This is a genomic window from Halorussus sp. AFM4 (assembly GCF_051194995.1).
In the GTDB taxonomy this organism is placed as follows: Archaea; Halobacteriota; Halobacteria; order Halobacteriales; family Haladaptataceae; genus Halorussus.
Map to the genome: position 1 here is coordinate 357,976 of NZ_JBNTJT010000005.1, position 17,010 is coordinate 374,985.

Consider the following 17,010-nt stretch of genomic DNA (forward strand, 5'->3'; position numbering starts at 1 on the left):
TTACAACCATAGGATTGTAACTCTTATCTTCCTCTTGTATCTCCTCCAGGCGAAGAGCTGCTCTAGTCAGACTCATTTCGACAAAACTCGATTTACGTGAAGGACCTTCGATGGTCTTGAGTTCACCATCGATTTCGATAACCTGTACCGCACTTCGTGTAGAGGATGGTGTCTCTACCTGCCCTCCGTAAATCCTACCTCTTCAGCCATCTCGTAAGGGACTGCACTGATTCCATCATCGGTGGAAAAGAGGGAGCAAATTCCGAGTCTCTTCTGCAGAGACGGAGTTCAGGCCGATAAAGGAAGAAGGGGTGAATCCTTGGTAAACAACTTCATACCAGTCCTACAGACTCCTCCAAGAAAGAGGGAATCAGAGACTGTATTCCAGCAAAGGAGGAAGAAGAGGATGATCTTCTACATATAGAAGGAGAACTGAGGACTAGCTCCAGCTATACTGGAAGGGTTAGTTAGAGAAAGACAAACTTATGCCACTGGTAGGCGAGGGACACAATATGGATCAGAACACGTCGACCGGAAACTCAATCCAGACCCTTGAGCGGGCCTTCGAGATACTGGAGGTCCTTCGGGAGAATGATGGCCTGACCCTTACCGAAATCTCCGAGATGTTAGATATCCCTACAAGTACCGTTCACGTCTATCTACAGACGTTGAACCGTGAAGGATTCGTGACTCGTGAGAATCGACAGTATAGAAACGGGTTGAAGTTCCTGGAGTATGGAGGAGCCGTCCGGCAACAGTACGAGATCTACGATGCAGCACGGGACGTTCTACAGCAACTGGCATTCGAGACGGGCGAGCGGGCGGGTCTGGGGGTCGAAGAACACGGAAAACGTGTATTGTTAGGTACTGAAGACGGTCGCTCTGCTGTCAGCGATAACGTCCCCATCGGAGAGTTCACCGAGATGCATTGGACCGGTCTGGGAAAGTGCCTCCTTGCTCATCTCCCCTCATCTCGGCGAGAGGCGATCATCGAAGAGAGTGATCTCCCGCAAGCGACGGAGAACACAATTACAGACCCGGAAGACCTCAAAGAAGAGCTTGCAAGTATCCGTGAGCAGGGGTTCGCCCTGGAGGATGAAGAACGGCGAGATGGCATCCGAAGCGTTGATGTTCCAATCTTGACCCCGGACGACGAGATCATCGCTGCTATCGGGCTGACTGGACCGGTGAACCGGTTCGGTCCTGACCAGATACCCCAGTACATCTCGCTTCTGCAGAACAAAGCGAACGAGGTAAAATTGAAGACGATGTATTACTGAGAACTTCGGTGGTAGAACCCCTGGTGCAAGGATGTTCACTCCCACCGGGTCCACCGAATACCAAAATTTATTACGGCAGTTGATGAAAACCGCCTGTGCAAATCACAGAGATAGAGGCTATCCCAGTCACGGTTCCGCTTGCGCCGATCGAAGACGGTGGAATCGCCCCATATCGGACGAACCATGGAGAACTCCATGAGATGGACCGTATCTTGGTCAGGGTAGAGACAGATGAGGACTTTGTCGGATGGGGTGAGGTCCGGGCCTTCCTTTCACCGGCAGCGACTGTCGCAGTTATCGAGAAGGGTGTGGCACCCTTGGTCGTTGGCCAATCTCCCTTCGAGATCGAACGCCTCCGACGCCAGGTGTTCATCGAGTATACGAATGCGAACATGTTCTTCGCCCCTGTGGAAACGGCTTGCTGGGACATCGTCGGGAAAGCGCTCGGCCGCCCGGTCTATGAGTTACTCGGTGGCTGGACGGCGACCCACCAAGCGAACATGCAACACCGCGAGCACATTGAACAGCAGGATGACGACCGCCAGGTCGAGTTCGCATATGCCCTTGGAATCTTCTCGCCCGAAGAATCACGTGAGTATGCCCAACGGGCGCTGGAAGAGGGCTACTCGGTGTTGAAGACGAAGGCCGGACGTGACTGGCGGACAGATGTCGAACGCATCCGGGCAATGCATGAGGAGACCGATGGCCAACTAGAGTTCAGAATCGATCCTAATCAAGGGTGGACCTCGCAGGATGCCGTCCGCGTCGGAGGCATGCTCGAAGACGACGGCATCTATCTCCAATACATGGAACAACCAATTCGAGTTGATAATCACGGTGGATTGGCCGCACTTCGGTCTCGGACGAAACAACCGATCGCCGCGAACGAGGACACCTACATCCCACATAATATGCGGGAGATGATCGATGCAAACTCCGTTGATGTCGGTGTTATCGATATCACACCGTCTGGTGGAATCTCTGGCGTCCGACAACTTGCGAACATCGCGGAAGATGGCGGTCTCTCCCTGGCACACCATTGTGCCTTCGATCTCGGAATCCGCACTGCAGCCATCCTTCATACCGTCTACAGTATACCCGCGATCAACCTTCCCAGTGATACCGCCTACTTCGGCTGGGAAGACGACATCATCCAGAATCCGTTCACCATCGAAGATGGCCGGATGCAGGTGCCCAATGCGCCGGGGCTCGGTGTGACAATCGATTGGGATGCGATCGATCGCTATCGCCAGTGATACTACCGACTTCGCAGAAGAACCTCGAAAGGACAGGCCGTAGAACGTGAAGAGGGAATCGGTCTCTGATGGGCCGCGTGCACTCGATTGGTTCTCAAGAGTTCCCTACCATCGATGAGGTCGTCCACTGGTGACAGGACCGGGTCTGGGTAGTAATAGCAGCTGCTGGTGGTGGAGGAGCATCAGACGCGGTGAGCGGCCCAACCCCCGTCGACGTAGATATCAGCACCGTGGATATAGCTCGCCTCGTCGCTGGCAAGGAAGGTGACGACATCAGCAACCTCCTGTGGTTCACCTAGTTCTGGGAGCAACGTCTGTTCTCGACTGATTTGGATGGTCTCTTCATCCTGATAATCTTGGATGGGGGTTTTGATGTAGCCGGGTGAGACACAGTTCACGTTCACATCATGCGGGCCTAGCTCGACTGCAAGATCGCGTGTGAGATTGACCTGACCGGCGTTCGCCGCCGCGTATGCCGGCCCGGACCCACCTTCCGTAGCATTGACCGAGGCGATATTGATGATAGCACCGGCAGAATCCTTGATATAGGGAACGGCGAACTTCGAGCAGAAGAACGTCCCGTCCAGGTCAACCCCGATCATCCTGTTCCATTCCTCGATGCTCGTCGATTGTGAGTCACCGACAATCGAGATACCCGCATTATTGACCAGTACATCGATTCGGTCGTATTCATCGACAGTGTCCTCGATGAGGTCTTCTACCTGATCTGGGTCAGAGACGTCTGTCGAGACAAAGATTGCATCGCCGGGTGTCTCCTCACGGATATACTGTTCTGTGGGTACGGAGACATCGGTGTCATAGTACTCCCCTTGGTGCGGTTCGTTACTCCGAGAGGCACAGACAACGTTCGCTCCATCTTGCCCGAACTGTTGGGCGATCCGTCGGCCGATCCCGCTTGATGCGCCGGTGACGATAACAGTCCGATCCGCATGACGCTCTGAACTCATGGACAGTAGGTCCAACAACTCACCATGGCTGGTTAAACGTTTGCGTCTCCACCCGGGTGGTATACGACTTCATCGGTGTAGGGAGCATTATCCACTCCTCCGTGTCTCTCGGAGAGAAGTGAGTAATCAGTAGTGGACTGCGGGCTGCCGTCGATTCGCGCTGCGTTGACCGAGCAATAGAACACTGAGGGATACTTGCCCCATATAGTGTCAATATCGCATCAATAAGTTATAATAAGGGACAGATGATTTGTTCGGAGTATGCCAACGAGGCGCGAATGCATCACGACCGCAGGGGCAGGTATCACGCTGGCTATGGCTGGCTGTACGGGCAGTGATGGTACCGGATCGAATAAGAACACGAAGCAAAAGGACGTAGACACTCAAGCGAAGTCACAGTCCAACAATGGCAAGCCGATGGAGATAATGATCGCTTGGAGTGGGGGTGATGGGGCTAAGGCATTCGATGCCGTGCATAAAGGGTTCCAAGAGCAGTACCCGAACGTAAACACGAAGATCAATAACAACCCAGGCGGTGCAGGCACCGGACTGGCGACTGCCCTCGATACCCGGATGTTCAACGAGAATCCTCCGTCCACGTGGGGGTTCTTTACCGGTCCGATGCTCCAGCCCTACGTCGAAGCCGGACTCATGGGCAGTATCACGGAGGAAGTTTGGCAGAAAGAAGGCCTGGAGAAGGTTGTCCCCGATTACCTCCAGGATATGTGCCGATTCGAAAACACGGGTTATGTTGCTGTACCGCTCGAATTCAACCGTCTCAATAACCTCTTCTACAACACATCGATCGTTGAACAGGCGGGGGTCGATCCGACCTCACTGAAATCCCCGAGTGATCTTGTCGGTGCGATGGAAAAAGTCGAACAGAACACGGACGCGGTAGGGATGGCCCAATCTACGAAAAGTGCGTGGACCGTCATGCAGCTCTGGGAATCCATCTATGTGGGCGAGAACGGCTATGACTCCTACCAGTCGTTCCTCAATGGGAACATCAAAGAGAACGAACAGCAGATCAAGACGGCACTCCAGGTCCTGAAGGACTACCGGCCCCATTTCACCGAGGACGCAGCATCGATCAACTTCTCGGAGGCGATCAGTACCTTCGTCGCGAAGGACGCCGCCTTCCTCAACCAAGGCGCGTGGGCCGTTGGGAACTTCTCGCGCGCCAAGAACTACGAGTACCAGAGCGACTGGAAAGCCACGCCTATACCGGGGTCCAACGACGTGTTCATGGGCCAGAACTCCGGGTTCATGTATCCCACTCCGAACCCGACGCCCAAATCGACAGTCAAGTGGCTTCGCTACTGCGGATCCGTCGAAGCTCAGACGCGCTTCAACGCTATCAAAGGCGGCATCCCGTGCCGTAACGACATCAAGATGGACGGATCGGGTGAGTACACGTTCAACGGCTACCAGAAATCCCAGTATCAAAGCTTTAAGAACGCGAAGAACCTCACCGGCACCATCGCCCATAACAACGAGGTCGTCCCGGAGGTGGCATCCAACGTCTCCGGTGTCTTCTCGACGTTCGCCGGTAACTGGAACGTGAACCAGGCCTACAAAAGCCTCGTCAAGGCCTTCGACGTCTGAAACCCGCCTTCTGACCCTTTGGTAACATGATAGACTCCATCAACAAGAACATCAGTCAATCGCAACGGTATACGGACTTCCTCCAAGGACTCCGGCAGAACGGTTTCCTCAAATCCATCCCCTTCTTGCTGGTGCCGACGATCCTTGTCGGTGTCTTCGTCTACGGGTCGGTGCTCTGGAACTTCCTGATCTCCTTGACCGACTTCGAAGGGTTCGGTGATCCAGAGTACTCCTCGCTGGACTTCGAGCTGTATACACAGATGCTGAGCGATCCGACGTTCATCAATGCGGCCCGCAACACCGTCGTCCTGATCGGCAGTTTCACCGCCGTTTGTCTGGTCATCGGCCTGGGCCTCGCGATCCTCGTCGACCGCGACATCAGATTCGAAGGGAGCGTACGGACCATTTACCTGCTCCCGATGAGCCTGTCCTTCGTGGTCACATCCATCTTCTGGGCATGGATGTACAACCCCACAAGCGGTGTCATCAACTATCTCCTGGGTGCAGTCGGATTGGAGAGCCTGACAATAAACTGGCTAGGTGATCCGGCGACCCAGCTGTTGGCCATCACTATCGCACTGGTCTGGCAGTTCAGCGGCCTTGCGATGATCATCTACCTAGCTGGGCTCCGGAAAATCCCTCAGGACCAGTATGAAGCAGCCCGTCTGGACGGGGCGAACTTCCGTATCCGCTACCTGAAGGTCATCATCCCACAGCTCAAGACATCGACCTTCTCCGCGATCGTGATTCTGATCCTGTTCTCGCTCAAGGCATTTGATTTCATCTATGTCCTCTACGGCGTCAACCCTGGCCCGGGAGCAGATATCCTGCCGATCATGATGTACCGTGTCGCCTTCGATGCCAACAACTGGGCTTACGGATCGGCGATAGCAGTCGTACTCTTGGTCGCGACCTTCGTGGCGATCGTCCCGTACCTGTACTACCAGTATACCAAGGACCTCCTGTAACCATGAGTGAGAAAGAGACCACCGTCAAGACCGCATGGCCATCCCGAGAATCGCTTGCAGACCTCTCGATGTGGCGGGCCAGCCTATACGCCATCGTGTTCGCCATCGCCGGACTCTATCTCCTGCCTCTCGAGTCTGCTGTCATGACGTCGGTGAAGACGGTAAGTGGGTTCGCAGAGACAGCGCCATTCGCCCCACCAACCCCGAGTGAGGCCACGCTCGATGCATGGGCAACGGCGTGGGAGACCTTACGCGGTTCGATGATCAACAGCGCGATGTTCGTGATACCCGCTACGATCATCCTCCCTGTCCTCGGGAGTCTGGCCGCATTCGGACTGACGATCACCAACTGGCGCGGCCAACTCGCCGTCTACACGTTGTTCATCGCCGGAATCTTCCTGCCGCTTCAATCCGTACTTGTTCCGCTCTCGATCATCTGGCGGATGGCAAGTATCGAGGCCTTCTTGGCCAACCTCGGTCCCCTCAACGTCTGGGCACTGCCCTTCACGCAACGATATCAGACCGAGTTCATCGAACTAGCATTGACGCATATCGCCTTCGGCATCCCGCTGGCAACGATGTTGTTCCGATCGCATTACAAGGACCTGTCCGAGGAGATGATAGAAGCCGCCCGCCTCGAAGGTGTAAGCGTCTTCCGGATCTATGCCCACATCATCCTCCCACTCTCGAAGCCTGTGTTCGTCGTCGTCATGATCTTAGGGTTCACGACCTTCTGGAACGATCTGTTGTTCGCCTTGGTGCTGGTCTCGAGTCCGGAGGCGAAACCCATCACAGTCACGTTCGCAGGGATCGCCGGCGCCAAGGTCCAACAGTTCAACACGATAATGGCTGGTGGGTTCATCACCGCCTTCCCGACACTGCTGGTCTACATCCTCTTCACTCGCCAGTTCGCAGAGGGCTTCAGTCAAACAGGTGCGTAAACCCCTACCAAGGATTCCGATAATCACCAACAGAAACCATGACGAAATCAAACACCAAGATTGTCCAATCATACACCGCATCGAGAAACCGATCGATGGTCTGCGAAGATAACCGGAAGAAGGAGGGTACGCATGTATTCTGAACTCGGCGCATCCGAGGTGTCATGGGCGGGCAAGACGTATCCGGAGATCATCAACACCGCTGAGACACCGGGGTCGATCCTAGTGGTTCCGGTCGGGAGTATCGAACAGCATGGACACCATCTCCCTGTCGCAACAGATACCATACTGGTCGATGCGGTGGCCCATCTCGGTGCTGAACGGGTCAGCGACGAACTCCCGATCCTCCTGACCCCACCGGTCTGGACCGGGTACTCCCCCCACCATATGCCGTTCGGCGGAACGATGACGGTGGAACATCGAACACTGCTTACCCTCCTCGAGGAGGTTGCAGATACAGCCCTGGAGAACGGGTTCGACGCGCTCCTGTTCCTGAACGGCCATGGCGGGAACGCCTCCCTTATCTCCTCGGCCGTCAGTACCGTCGGCGTGGCCCACCCGGAAGCAGAGATCCTTGGCCTGACGTACTTTCAACTGGCGGATTCGTTCATCGATGAAATCCGAGAGAGTGAGCTCGGTGGTATGGCCCACGGTGGCGAGTTCGAGACCTCACTTATGGCACATCTTCGCCCAGATTTGGTCTCTGATGGTGATGCGACCTACTGGGAGGAACCATATGACCGTGCAGGCGATGATCTCTTGCACGGTGGCCCGCTTTCCGTCTATCGGACGTTCGACGAGTACTCGGAGACTGGGGCTATCGGCGATCCCGAGCTTGCCTCGGCAGAGAAAGGCGAGGCCATCTATGAGCTGCTCGGCGATGAGCTCGCCGTCCTCCTACGTACGGTTCACGATCAGACCACCTGACGCTTCAACGGTTACCTGAGGGTGCCAACAACCTCGATCTCCACGCCGATATCGATCGGGAGATCTTCGACCTGTACTGCACTTCGAGCCGGGAAAGGCTCGGACATGTACCCTTCATAGACGTTGTTGATCGCATCATAGTTGTCCATATCTTGGACGAAGATCGTCGCTTTCACAACGTCATCAAGTGAGGCATCGGCGGCCTGCAAGATCGCCTCGATATTCTGGAGCGTTCGCTCCGTCTGCTCCTGGATCGAATCGCCGACAACCTCGCCCGTATCGGGATCGACCGGACCTTGCCCGGAGATATAGATCGTGTCTCCATCGATGATACCTTGGGAGAACGGGCCGATACTCTCCGGTGCCTTGTCCGTCACAATCTCACGCATAGCATCGAAGAGAACAATCACATTGAAGATAGTAGTTTCGTATCCTCTATACTCACCTAACCGTTGGCGTTCGATTACGCTCGAGGTCATTCATACGGAGGCGGGCTTTCACCAGAGGGGAATGGGATCAGCGCACGTCAGGGACCTATCTTCCCAACAGAGATAGATTGAGGATGCTCGAAATAGAACAAAAACCCATGGGTCGCACAGCCTTTGTCGGCACCTATACGGAACGGGCGAGCGAGGGCATCTATACCTGCGAGATCACCGTGGATGAATCTGTACGATTGACGCGTACGCATCTCACCCCTCATCAGGAGAATCCAACGTTCCTGGCGATACATCCTGAGGAAGCATACCTGTATGCTGTCCACGAAATCGAGGATGGGGCGGTAACAGCCTATCAGATCCAATCTGATGGGTCGTTGGTGGAACAGGATAAACACCGAACAGGGGCCGCTGGGCCTTGTTATTGTAGTGTCCACCCCTCAGGTGAGTATCTCTTCGTAGCTCATTACCCCGGTGGTGCAGTATCGATGCTACCCATACAGGAACCGGGAACTGTCTGCCCACCCAGTGAGGTTGTCTTCCATGAAGGATCGGGGCCGAACCCTGAACGACAGACACAACCGCACCCGCATTCAGCAGTCGTGAGTCCAAACGGCCGGTTCCTCTACGTAGCGGACCTAGGAACCGATCAGGTGGTAATCTATGAGATAGAACCAGGAACCGATTCACTACGGCGAACAGGGAGCGTCGAAACACGACCCGGTGCAGGCCCCCGCCATATCGCCTTCCATCCGACAGAACCCTATCTCTACCTGATTAATGAACTAGATTCGACCATCATCACCTTCGAGTGGAATCCAGGATCAGGGTCCTTGACCCGATTGGACCGGATATCAACCCTGCCTCCGACATATGACGGAGAGAACCAAACATCGGAGATCCAGGTCCATCCCTCAGGTCGATGGGTATACGGCTGTAACCGCGGCCACGATAGTATCGCGTCTTTCCTGGTCCAAGACGACGGATCGCTCCGATTACAAGAGATTGTCCCGACACAAGGGGAATGGCCGCGGTACTTCGCCATCGATCCGTCCGGAGAACTACTCCTCGTAGAGAACCGGTACTCCGACGAAATCATTCCGTTCTGGATCGACGAAGCAACAGGGGCCTTGACCCAGGCAGGCTCTGGATTGAAGCTCCCTGAACCGGCATGCATGGTATTCCCCAACGGGTAGTCTTCTCTGAAGACAGGATTCTGGCTTTCCGTATGCGGAGTCTCTTCGTTCAGTGTGATTCCAAACTGGGAGTGGTGTACAAAGGATGGTAGCGAGAAAGGGCGATGGGAACTCGGCGATGTTAGAATCAGGAGGCAGAGTTGGACCGTTGCGGGCTACTGGTTCTGGGAGCATCACCACGGTGTTCGGCGTTCTTGATGGCCTCTCCCGTCCGGCCGTCGAACACGTGGATAGCGTCTTCCGGGATATGAACGGTGACAGTGTCACCCTCCGCAGTGGATGGATCACCATCGACGATCACGGTCAGTTCGGTGTCTGTGCCGTCGATCTCGACGTAGATGTTGCTCTCCTTCCCCAGGTGCTCGACAACACTTACCGTACCCTCGAACGAGGTGGTATCGGTCGGTTCCTCCGTCGAGAGGAGAAGTTCCTCCGGTCGAATTCCTACGATGACATCGGTGTAGGAGCCTTGGGTATCTACCGTCGATTGGAACTCATGCTCGAAGTAATCGGCTGTAAGAGTACTACCATCCAACTCCATCTCAAGGAGGTTTATCGCCGGTTCGCCCAGGAACTCAGCAACGAATGTGTTCTGCGGCTCGTGGTAACATTCGGCTGGCGTCCCGTACTGTTGGAGTTCACCATCATTGAGGATTGCAATCTTATCACCCATCGTCATCGCCTCTGTCTGGTCATGGGTGACGTACACGGTGGTCACACCGATGTCCTCCTGCAATTGCTGGAGGTACGTTCGCATCTCCGCACGTAGCTTCGCGTCGAGATTACTCAGAGGCTCGTCCATGAGGAATGCCTCCGGATTCCGGACGATCGCCCGTCCCAGCGCGACACGTTGCTGCTGACCCCCGGACAGATCCTCCGGCTTCCGGTCCAGCAGATCGTCAATGCCCATCATCTCGACCGCATTCTGGACCTTCTCCTCGATCTCCTGATCGCTGAGGTCCGTCGAATACTTCAGACCGAAGCTCATGTTCTCCCGGACGGTCATATGCGGATACAGCGCATAGGACTGGAAGACCATCGCCACATCCCGATTCTCGGGGAGTTTGTTCGTCATCTCTTCACCCTGTAACCGAATCTCCCCCTCCGTGACCGATTCGAGACCGGCAATACACCGCAGCGTCGTCGTCTTCCCACAACCGCTCGGACCAACAAGGACAACGAAGTCCCCGTCCTCAATAGTCAAATCTAATTCATCCACTGCGACAACCGTCTCGTCACCATCAGAGAAATGTTTCGAGATACTATCGAGCGTGATGCTTGCCATGGTCCATTCATTCGAAATGACGACACATATAGGTTGTGTCTCCCAGGTTATATGGGACTACAGCATCGCCATCGTAGGGCAAGTACATCGGTCCACTAAGTCAGAAGGATCGCCAAAATCAACGTGGTTCACTCCCGTGTAATTCGGGAGGATAGCGTACCGCCCACGTCCGACACACTTACAGCAAGATCGATAACATTCCTGTCCGGATCGATCGGCCTGGGCGTATCGACCCCCCACCAACACTGACGCTCACAGTCTACAACAGAGTGCCTATCTCCAAGCCAAGCTTTAACAGGAATATCTCTACTTCGTCACGGATTCGCCTGCTGAATCACCCTCATCAACTCCATCTCTCGTGGTGACGTGAACCGCTGATGTCGGACTGAAAGGGTATCACTAACTGCATTGAGCAGTACAACCATCGTACCCGAAGAAACGGTTCCCCGTCAGCTATCCTCGACGATGACATAGTGGAGGAATAGGACTGACTCGGCGCTGGGCTTTCGTCCGGGGATACACGCACCTGTGTGGTGTCCACCGCTCTGAACGAGAGACAACGAGGAGGACCATGCGGACAGAAAAGTTTGGACAAACACCGGAGAAGGGAGGTATAAGCCGGGAATCTAAAGATGCAGGATTCCAAGGTTTGCTTACCGGGGCAATTTTGTCCTTGATCGGTCGAATCAGTTCCCACCGTCGATCAAAAGGCATCATACCACTTGTAGAGGGTCGTAACAAAGATGCCACCCCTTTATGCCAGTGAAATCCTCAGGAGTTCTGCCGCTTTCCCGATATCAGCATCGGTTGATGCCTTCTGAAACGCAATCTGGGAGACTCAGTCGAATCTTTTTCTCACAGAATCACCCATGGCAAGAGAGATACACGGTCTAACTACTTGTGTTCATAATGTTCCATGTATCTGTTGAAATTACACTCTGAACCCACCTTATCTTTGGAGGCGAGCATATCGAAGTACCTTATCAGCGCTCAGGCGTCAGGGATTCTCATCGGTATGGATGCCACCCAGGCGTACTCGGCTTCGTACTCTACTCGAATCTCAGTGTTGTCAGCGGTCCTGGTTGCAAGCTCATCCAGCAGTGTCTGCTCGACGCCGGCGGCCCGCGTTACCCAGATACTATCAACGATACCGTGAACGAGCCGCCAACTCCTGTCTCAGCGGGAGAGCGATCAGTACCAACATCCGATTATTGTTTGGTGTAGCCATATCTACCGGTAGATGGACTAGAGGAACTCACTCATGACGGAACACATACTGGGTCAGACTGTGCCCGGTACTCATCTAGAGTATCAACAGCCCACTCGAGGACCTCTTCGTTCTCTGTCTCTATGAGCCCACGTGGCTAATGTGCCTCGTCAACACCAATCTGTACAGTGCCATCGATGATTCCTAGATAGTACGGAATCTCCTCCGAACAACGATAGAGTTCATATCGGTCAGTCTCAATCAATCCATCATAGAACTCTCGATATGCAGCATCGTTCTGGAACGTGGCGACAACATCTGCACTTGCGATATGTTCGGTCCTAGTACCGTGCTTGACAACACGGTCATGGCCAATCTCCATCGCGTGAAGACCAGTAAGGGGTAACAATGCACGCACCTCATCTGCATCCCGCAATCGTTGGACATGACGATTGACCATCGCCCATGGATCACCGGGGTTTGCTGTGACGATATCTGCGTCAGCGAGCAATCCGAAGTCGAAATCGAGTTCTGTCCGATCGACCCACTGGAGAACCGGTTGAAGTTGTTCAGCGATAGAAACTGTGTCCACCAGGTCGAGGAAATCCTCAGCGATCATCTCACCACACGGGGCAAGCGAGTATGTCCGATCTCCATCCTGCACCCATCCACGGTCTTCGAGTGCCTCTACATTGCGTTGGATGGTCGTACGTGAGGTATCCAACTGACTCCGCAACTCGTCGCGCCCTAGTTCCCCCTCTTCATGAAGTAATTTCATCACGTCGATCCGTGTCTCTGAGCGTGCCAAGAATTCGATGTCCTCTGTCCCCCCGTGCATCGCTCCCAAGTGCCATGAGTATCATGATAGACGTTTGGCTGAATTGCCGATCAGGGAGTCGATTAACACTTCTTCGATACCACGGCGAACAAAAGCTAGGATGACTACGGGAGCAACTGTTTCTGACTCCTCATCTGGTATCTAGATGTAGATCCCCTTCCGAAGCCGATGGAGACGGTCCTTGGTAGTGTAGGGGTTGTCAGATCACCATCCGAACTCGTCGTCTCCTCACCTTCTGGACACCCATTGTTGTCTTCAGGCCCATCCGTATCTGGACAGTCATCATCTGAATCGATGACGCCATCACCATCACTGTCAGGACAACCCTGATTCTCGGAGCTACCACTCGTTTCTGGGCACCTGTCGTTCGTGTCCGTCACTCCGTCGCCATCGGAGTCTGGGCACCCATCATCCTCAGCACTACCCTCGGTCTCCGGACACTCATCATCGGAGTCTGGTACTCCATCAGCATCACTGTCGGGACAACCATCGTCATCAGAGCTTCCTTCAGTCTCCGGGCATCCATCGTTCGAGTCGATCACCCCATCCCCGTCGCTATCTGGACAACCATTGTTCTCCGCACCACCCGCGGTATCAGGACACGCATCGTCACCATCTACGACACCATCACCATCTGCATCAGGACAGCCATCGTCCTCTGTACCCCCTGCTGTATCAGCACAAGCATCATTCGAATCAATCACCCCATCATTGTCACTGTCCGGACAACCCTTACTCTCCGAGCTACCTTCTTTGTCCGGACACTCATCATCAGAATCGATGATTCCATCACCGTCACCGTCAGGGCAACCATCGTTTTCGGGGCTTCCTTGTGATTCCGGACATCCATCGTTGGTATCACTTACTCCATCTCCATCAGAATCAGGACATCCGCCATCCTCTGAACCCTGTGTGTCCGGGCACTCATCCTTCGAATCGATCACCCCATCACCATCGGCGTCTGGCGGCTCCTCGGTGGTTGTGGTGGTCGGTGCTTCTGTCGTAGTTTCGGTGGTGGGAAGGTCTTGCGTGGTCGTTGTCGTGGTCACACTGGAGGTCCATGTGGTACTCGAGGGAGTTGTCGTTGGGGGACCTGTGGTGGAGGTGGTGGTGGACTCGGTCGGGGTTCCCGCTTCGGTGGTTCCTCGCTGAAGCATCCAACCGTCCTGGATCCGCGTCATCTCGCCGTTCTCATCAACGACCCAGGCGTAGAGACCACACCCGTGCGGCGATGCTTCATGCGTGATAGAGGCCGTGTCTTGGCCTCCCTCAAGCGAGGAACTCCCGAGGTAGCGATCGCATTGGCTCAGCCACCACATAGCTCGGTCGAGGTTACCATCTAAGTCCGACGCTCTCAGTCGGAAGTGGACCTGCTTCGTCGACCCCTCGGGGATCGTCACGTCACCGTCGGGCGCTATTGGTTCGACGTTTGGCGGTGTGTTCTTCCTTCCCCCTGTGACGTGGACTGTCCACTCCTTCTCGCCGAGTTCCTGTCCGTTCTCGTCGTGGACCACCACTCGGACTGTGTGCGTTCCTGTACTTCCGAATCGATGTCGGAGGAAATCCTTCCCTTGAGACTGGAACGCCGCATGGTACGGCCCCAGAGCAGACTGCTCTTGGCCATCTACGTACCATGTCGTATCGATATGGTCTCCTGAGTGGTTCCTTGTGGCAACCTCGAACAACATCTTCGAATCGACCGAGACCGTCACCTCCGATCTTGGTCCGACGCGCTTGATCCGGGAAGTCGAGCCTCCCCTCTTGCCTTGGTTCGTTCCGTCGCCACCGATGCTCGTAGCAGGCGAGGTACGTGCGGTGATATTCTTCCAGGTCTCATTGAAGGACCCAAGATCGAGAAGCCACGTAAGTCTGGCATCGTCATGTTCAGGTGTCCACGTGACGGTGAACGTGTGACGGCCTGGCAGCAGCTTCACAGGTGGTGTCCGATTGGTGTGTTCATATGAGCGATCGCTGTGGTCGAACGTATGCCCCTTCCGTCGCTCAGACTCCGCATCGTGATTCGAAAGGAAGAGCGAGCGTCGCTGATGCTCGTACGGCGGATGGACCACCATGGCGTGTTCGTTCGGATTCTCATAGGCGAAGGTCACGCGGTAGGTAGCACCGGTGATCTTTGTGGAGTTGACGACCAAGAGATCGACCTTCTCCGGAGTGTGCTGTCGGTCACACTGTTCTCGTTCTGGGTTGTGAACCGCATCGGGTCCGATGTTTCCTTCAGGGGTCACGTCTACGAATGAGATATACCCTCGTTCGTTGAACGCCACCTTATCATCGGGCGTCTCGTTGATGCTTGGTACTCGGAGGATCTCTGTCCCGTTCACCGTATAGGTATCTGCCCCATAGTTGTCACCGTACTCGAAGTAGCGGATCCAGCGAACATGAACGTCGGTGTTCCCTGTGACCTTGACTGTAGAGCAGTTCAGGTACTGTACTCGCGTACCATATACAGATCTGCTAGAATCCGTCTCGTTCCTCGTTACGGAATCACCGACCCTGTCTGTATCGGTGGCGGGTTGACCTACCGAGATATTGTTCACAAACACATCGATTTCACCGGGCCAGACACCTAGACGGACCTCAAGTTCCGTTCCTGCCGGAAGGTCACGTGGAACTGTACCATCGAGGATGCCGTCGTGTCTCTTCCGACCAGCATCCATGTCAAGGCCGAGAGTTTCATTGCTTTCCGGTAGGTGGAGTAGGATACGCGGCCCACCGGGTTGACCGTCAAGGTTCGGAGATTCGTAGTTCACCTCGATCTTCGTTCCTTCCTGGAGTGGTCCGACCTTCCGGTAGACACCGATGTGGTTCGGTCCACCATCGACATGGAGGTGTACACTCCCCCCGTGCCTCTGGGTCCATTCGCCGTTCCCCTTAGATACCCGATCTGCTGCATCAGGGTGAAGGTCGATCGTCCAGTTGCCCGTCCCAGAACCGAACCCTTCGTCAAACGGTGGCAGCGTGGAGGCGGACGGCGACGCCCGTCAGGGCGTTCGCCGTCCGCTCGCGCTGCTAACATTCAAGAGTCGCGGTGTCTAACGTCTCTCTGAGCAGGTCTGAGAGTAGCATGAATCACTAGCTCTTCGACCTGCTCGCTCCTTAACTAGACAGTGCCCTTCTTATCTGCTGGCCATTCTCCGGATGCTTTCTGTGGTTTCGGTCAGTTGGTACTTACCGTCATAACCGATATCGTTGCACTTGCTGGAACTGCCGTGATTATCATCTGGATGTTCCATCGGGCACGACCTCACGGAGGAGCACATCCGGGAACTACGGTGATCACCTCCGGATGGTACTCGGAGGGTGTTCGGATGAGAAGAGGAGTAACCCCGACCATCGCTGATGGTCCCGCCCATAGACAGCGGGCAGAATCGTGTCCTGGTGCTCTTCCTCGATATCCTCAACGAGCCGGTAGATCGCCGGCCACACCATCTATTTGAGTCCGATTCTAGAGGAAGCCGTCTTCCCGTGTCTCGGTTTGAGTATAACTTATAGACGCGCTTGCTCCTTAATTGGACAGTGACCTTTTGACCATTGCAGTCAACGACCGATACCATGAACTGAACGATAGTATAGGTAAAAATCGCCAAGCAAATCGCGCTTGTCCCCAGGATTTGCTTCCTTTAATCTGTCATGGAAGCGTTGCTCTATCCCATAGTCAACAAGCTTCTATCGGCAAAATCCCTCGAAAGAGACATGACATACAAAGATTCTGGAATCCATTTCTTCCAGCAATCTCCAATGTTACCACACCGACATAATTAAACGGATATTGAAAAACCCATCCCGAACCTTGAATGGTTATTCAGATCATGGAACTAGCCCTTCCATTACAAATATAGAGGCGTAAAGGCTGCAAATCTCTCCCGTTCAACAGCGTTCGTTTGCGAAAAGGATAGTCCAGAACAAGGTTCGACTACGTCGTCCCGCTTATCATCGACACGAGTCGTGGGGTCAAACGAAGAGAAGAGAGGTACTTGAACAGATGAACTAACGAGACAAGAGAAATCCCGAAACCATGATATTAGTCAACGCATACCGGGATACGGACCTCCATCACTGACGTATTGGATATAGAACTATA

Annotated in this window: 13 protein-coding genes and 1 pseudogene; 8 read left to right on the forward strand and 6 right to left on the reverse strand. The window is 54.5% G+C overall.

Annotation, left to right across the window (positions count from 1 at the left end; genetic code table 11):
- Positions 1 to 241 precede the first annotated feature (241 nt).
- The 3 genes from ACQUQF_RS21850 to ACQUQF_RS21860 all read left to right on the forward strand — a co-directional run bounded on the left by ACQUQF_RS21850 (position 242) and on the right by ACQUQF_RS21860 (position 2,536).
- Positions 242 to 424: a hypothetical protein gene (locus tag ACQUQF_RS21850; RefSeq protein WP_435181333.1), complete on the forward strand. Its 183-nt coding sequence runs from the start codon at positions 242 to 244 to the stop codon at positions 422 to 424.
- Positions 425 to 512: 88 nt separating this feature from the next.
- Positions 513 to 1,280 (forward strand): IclR family transcriptional regulator, encoded by a 768-nt coding sequence (locus ACQUQF_RS21855; protein WP_435181334.1) that lies wholly within the window; start codon positions 513 to 515, stop codon positions 1,278 to 1,280.
- A 95-nt stretch (positions 1,281 to 1,375) separates the two neighbouring features.
- Positions 1,376 to 2,536: a mandelate racemase/muconate lactonizing enzyme family protein gene (locus ACQUQF_RS21860; RefSeq protein WP_435181335.1), complete on the forward strand. Its 1,161-nt coding sequence runs from the start codon at positions 1,376 to 1,378 to the stop codon at positions 2,534 to 2,536.
- A 182-nt stretch (positions 2,537 to 2,718) separates the two neighbouring features.
- Here the strand turns inward: ACQUQF_RS21860 and ACQUQF_RS21865 are convergent, their stop codons facing one another.
- Complete coding sequence (locus ACQUQF_RS21865; RefSeq protein ID WP_435181336.1) at positions 2,719 to 3,504, reverse strand: SDR family NAD(P)-dependent oxidoreductase; 786 nt, start codon at positions 3,502 to 3,504, stop codon at positions 2,719 to 2,721.
- 261 nt (positions 3,505 to 3,765) lie between these two features.
- On the opposite strand from ACQUQF_RS21865, the gene ACQUQF_RS21870 reads away from it, so the two are divergent.
- From ACQUQF_RS21870 to ACQUQF_RS21885, 4 genes are all read left to right on the forward strand, one after another.
- Entirely contained in the window at positions 3,766 to 5,112 is a 1,347-nt protein-coding gene (locus ACQUQF_RS21870; RefSeq protein WP_435181337.1) for an ABC transporter substrate-binding protein, read from the forward strand.
- 26 nt (positions 5,113 to 5,138) lie between these two features.
- Positions 5,139 to 6,080 carry a carbohydrate ABC transporter permease gene (locus ACQUQF_RS21875; protein WP_435181338.1) on the forward strand — a complete coding sequence of 314 codons (942 nt, stop codon included), beginning with the start codon at positions 5,139 to 5,141 and terminating at the stop codon, positions 6,078 to 6,080.
- Positions 6,081 to 6,082: 2 nt separating this feature from the next.
- Positions 6,083 to 7,021: a carbohydrate ABC transporter permease gene (locus ACQUQF_RS21880; RefSeq protein WP_435181340.1), complete on the forward strand. Its 939-nt coding sequence runs from the start codon at positions 6,083 to 6,085 to the stop codon at positions 7,019 to 7,021.
- A 132-nt stretch (positions 7,022 to 7,153) separates the two neighbouring features.
- A complete protein-coding gene (locus ACQUQF_RS21885; RefSeq protein ID WP_435181341.1) occupies positions 7,154 to 7,948 on the forward strand; it encodes a creatininase family protein in 795 nt (264 codons plus the stop codon).
- An 11-nt stretch (positions 7,949 to 7,959) separates the two neighbouring features.
- Here ACQUQF_RS21885 and ACQUQF_RS21890 read toward each other — a convergent pair whose 3' ends face one another.
- On the reverse strand, positions 7,960 to 8,337 hold the full coding sequence (locus ACQUQF_RS21890; RefSeq protein WP_435181342.1) for a Rid family detoxifying hydrolase: 378 nt from the start codon (positions 8,335 to 8,337) through the stop codon (positions 7,960 to 7,962).
- Positions 8,338 to 8,510: 173 nt separating this feature from the next.
- On the opposite strand from ACQUQF_RS21890, the gene ACQUQF_RS21895 reads away from it, so the two are divergent.
- Entirely contained in the window at positions 8,511 to 9,581 is a 1,071-nt protein-coding gene (locus ACQUQF_RS21895; protein ID WP_435181343.1) for a lactonase family protein, read from the forward strand.
- 127 nt (positions 9,582 to 9,708) lie between these two features.
- Here ACQUQF_RS21895 and ACQUQF_RS21900 read toward each other — a convergent pair whose 3' ends face one another.
- The 4 genes and pseudogenes from ACQUQF_RS21900 to ACQUQF_RS21915 form a co-directional block, all read right to left on the reverse strand.
- On the reverse strand, positions 9,709 to 10,866 hold the full coding sequence (locus ACQUQF_RS21900; RefSeq protein WP_435181345.1) for an ABC transporter ATP-binding protein: 1,158 nt from the start codon (positions 10,864 to 10,866) through the stop codon (positions 9,709 to 9,711).
- A 1,364-nt stretch (positions 10,867 to 12,230) separates the two neighbouring features.
- On the reverse strand, positions 12,231 to 12,911 hold the full coding sequence (locus ACQUQF_RS21905) for a helix-turn-helix transcriptional regulator (protein WP_435181347.1): 681 nt from the start codon (positions 12,909 to 12,911) through the stop codon (positions 12,231 to 12,233).
- A 104-nt stretch (positions 12,912 to 13,015) separates the two neighbouring features.
- The gene (locus ACQUQF_RS21910; protein ID WP_435181349.1) at positions 13,016 to 15,679 is read right to left on the reverse strand and encodes a thrombospondin type 3 repeat-containing protein; all 2,664 of its coding nucleotides are present in this window, start codon (positions 15,677 to 15,679) and stop codon (positions 13,016 to 13,018) included.
- Positions 15,680 to 15,881: 202 nt separating this feature from the next.
- Positions 15,882 to 15,995 (reverse strand): annotated as a pseudogene (locus tag ACQUQF_RS21915) (IS6 family transposase); the annotation flags it as partial.
- Between the last annotated feature and the right edge of the window lie 1,015 nt (positions 15,996 to 17,010).

Coding starts and splice junctions, on each gene's coding strand:
- ACQUQF_RS21855 (WP_435181334.1), top strand. CDS start 513: ATGGATCAGAACACGTCGACCGGAAACTCAATCCAGACCCTTGAGCGG.
- ACQUQF_RS21865 (WP_435181336.1), bottom strand. CDS start 3,504: ATGAGTTCAGAGCGTCATGCGGATCGGACTGTTATCGTCACCGGCGCA.
- ACQUQF_RS21870 (WP_435181337.1), top strand. CDS start 3,766: ATGCCAACGAGGCGCGAATGCATCACGACCGCAGGGGCAGGTATCACG.
- ACQUQF_RS21875 (WP_435181338.1), top strand. CDS start 5,139: ATGATAGACTCCATCAACAAGAACATCAGTCAATCGCAACGGTATACG.
- ACQUQF_RS21880 (WP_435181340.1), top strand. CDS start 6,083: ATGAGTGAGAAAGAGACCACCGTCAAGACCGCATGGCCATCCCGAGAA.
- ACQUQF_RS21885 (WP_435181341.1), top strand. CDS start 7,154: ATGTATTCTGAACTCGGCGCATCCGAGGTGTCATGGGCGGGCAAGACG.
- ACQUQF_RS21890 (WP_435181342.1), bottom strand. CDS start 8,337: ATGCGTGAGATTGTGACGGACAAGGCACCGGAGAGTATCGGCCCGTTC.
- ACQUQF_RS21895 (WP_435181343.1), top strand. CDS start 8,511: ATGCTCGAAATAGAACAAAAACCCATGGGTCGCACAGCCTTTGTCGGC.
- ACQUQF_RS21900 (WP_435181345.1), bottom strand. CDS start 10,866: ATGGCAAGCATCACGCTCGATAGTATCTCGAAACATTTCTCTGATGGT.
- ACQUQF_RS21905 (WP_435181347.1), bottom strand. CDS start 12,911: ATGCACGGGGGGACAGAGGACATCGAATTCTTGGCACGCTCAGAGACA.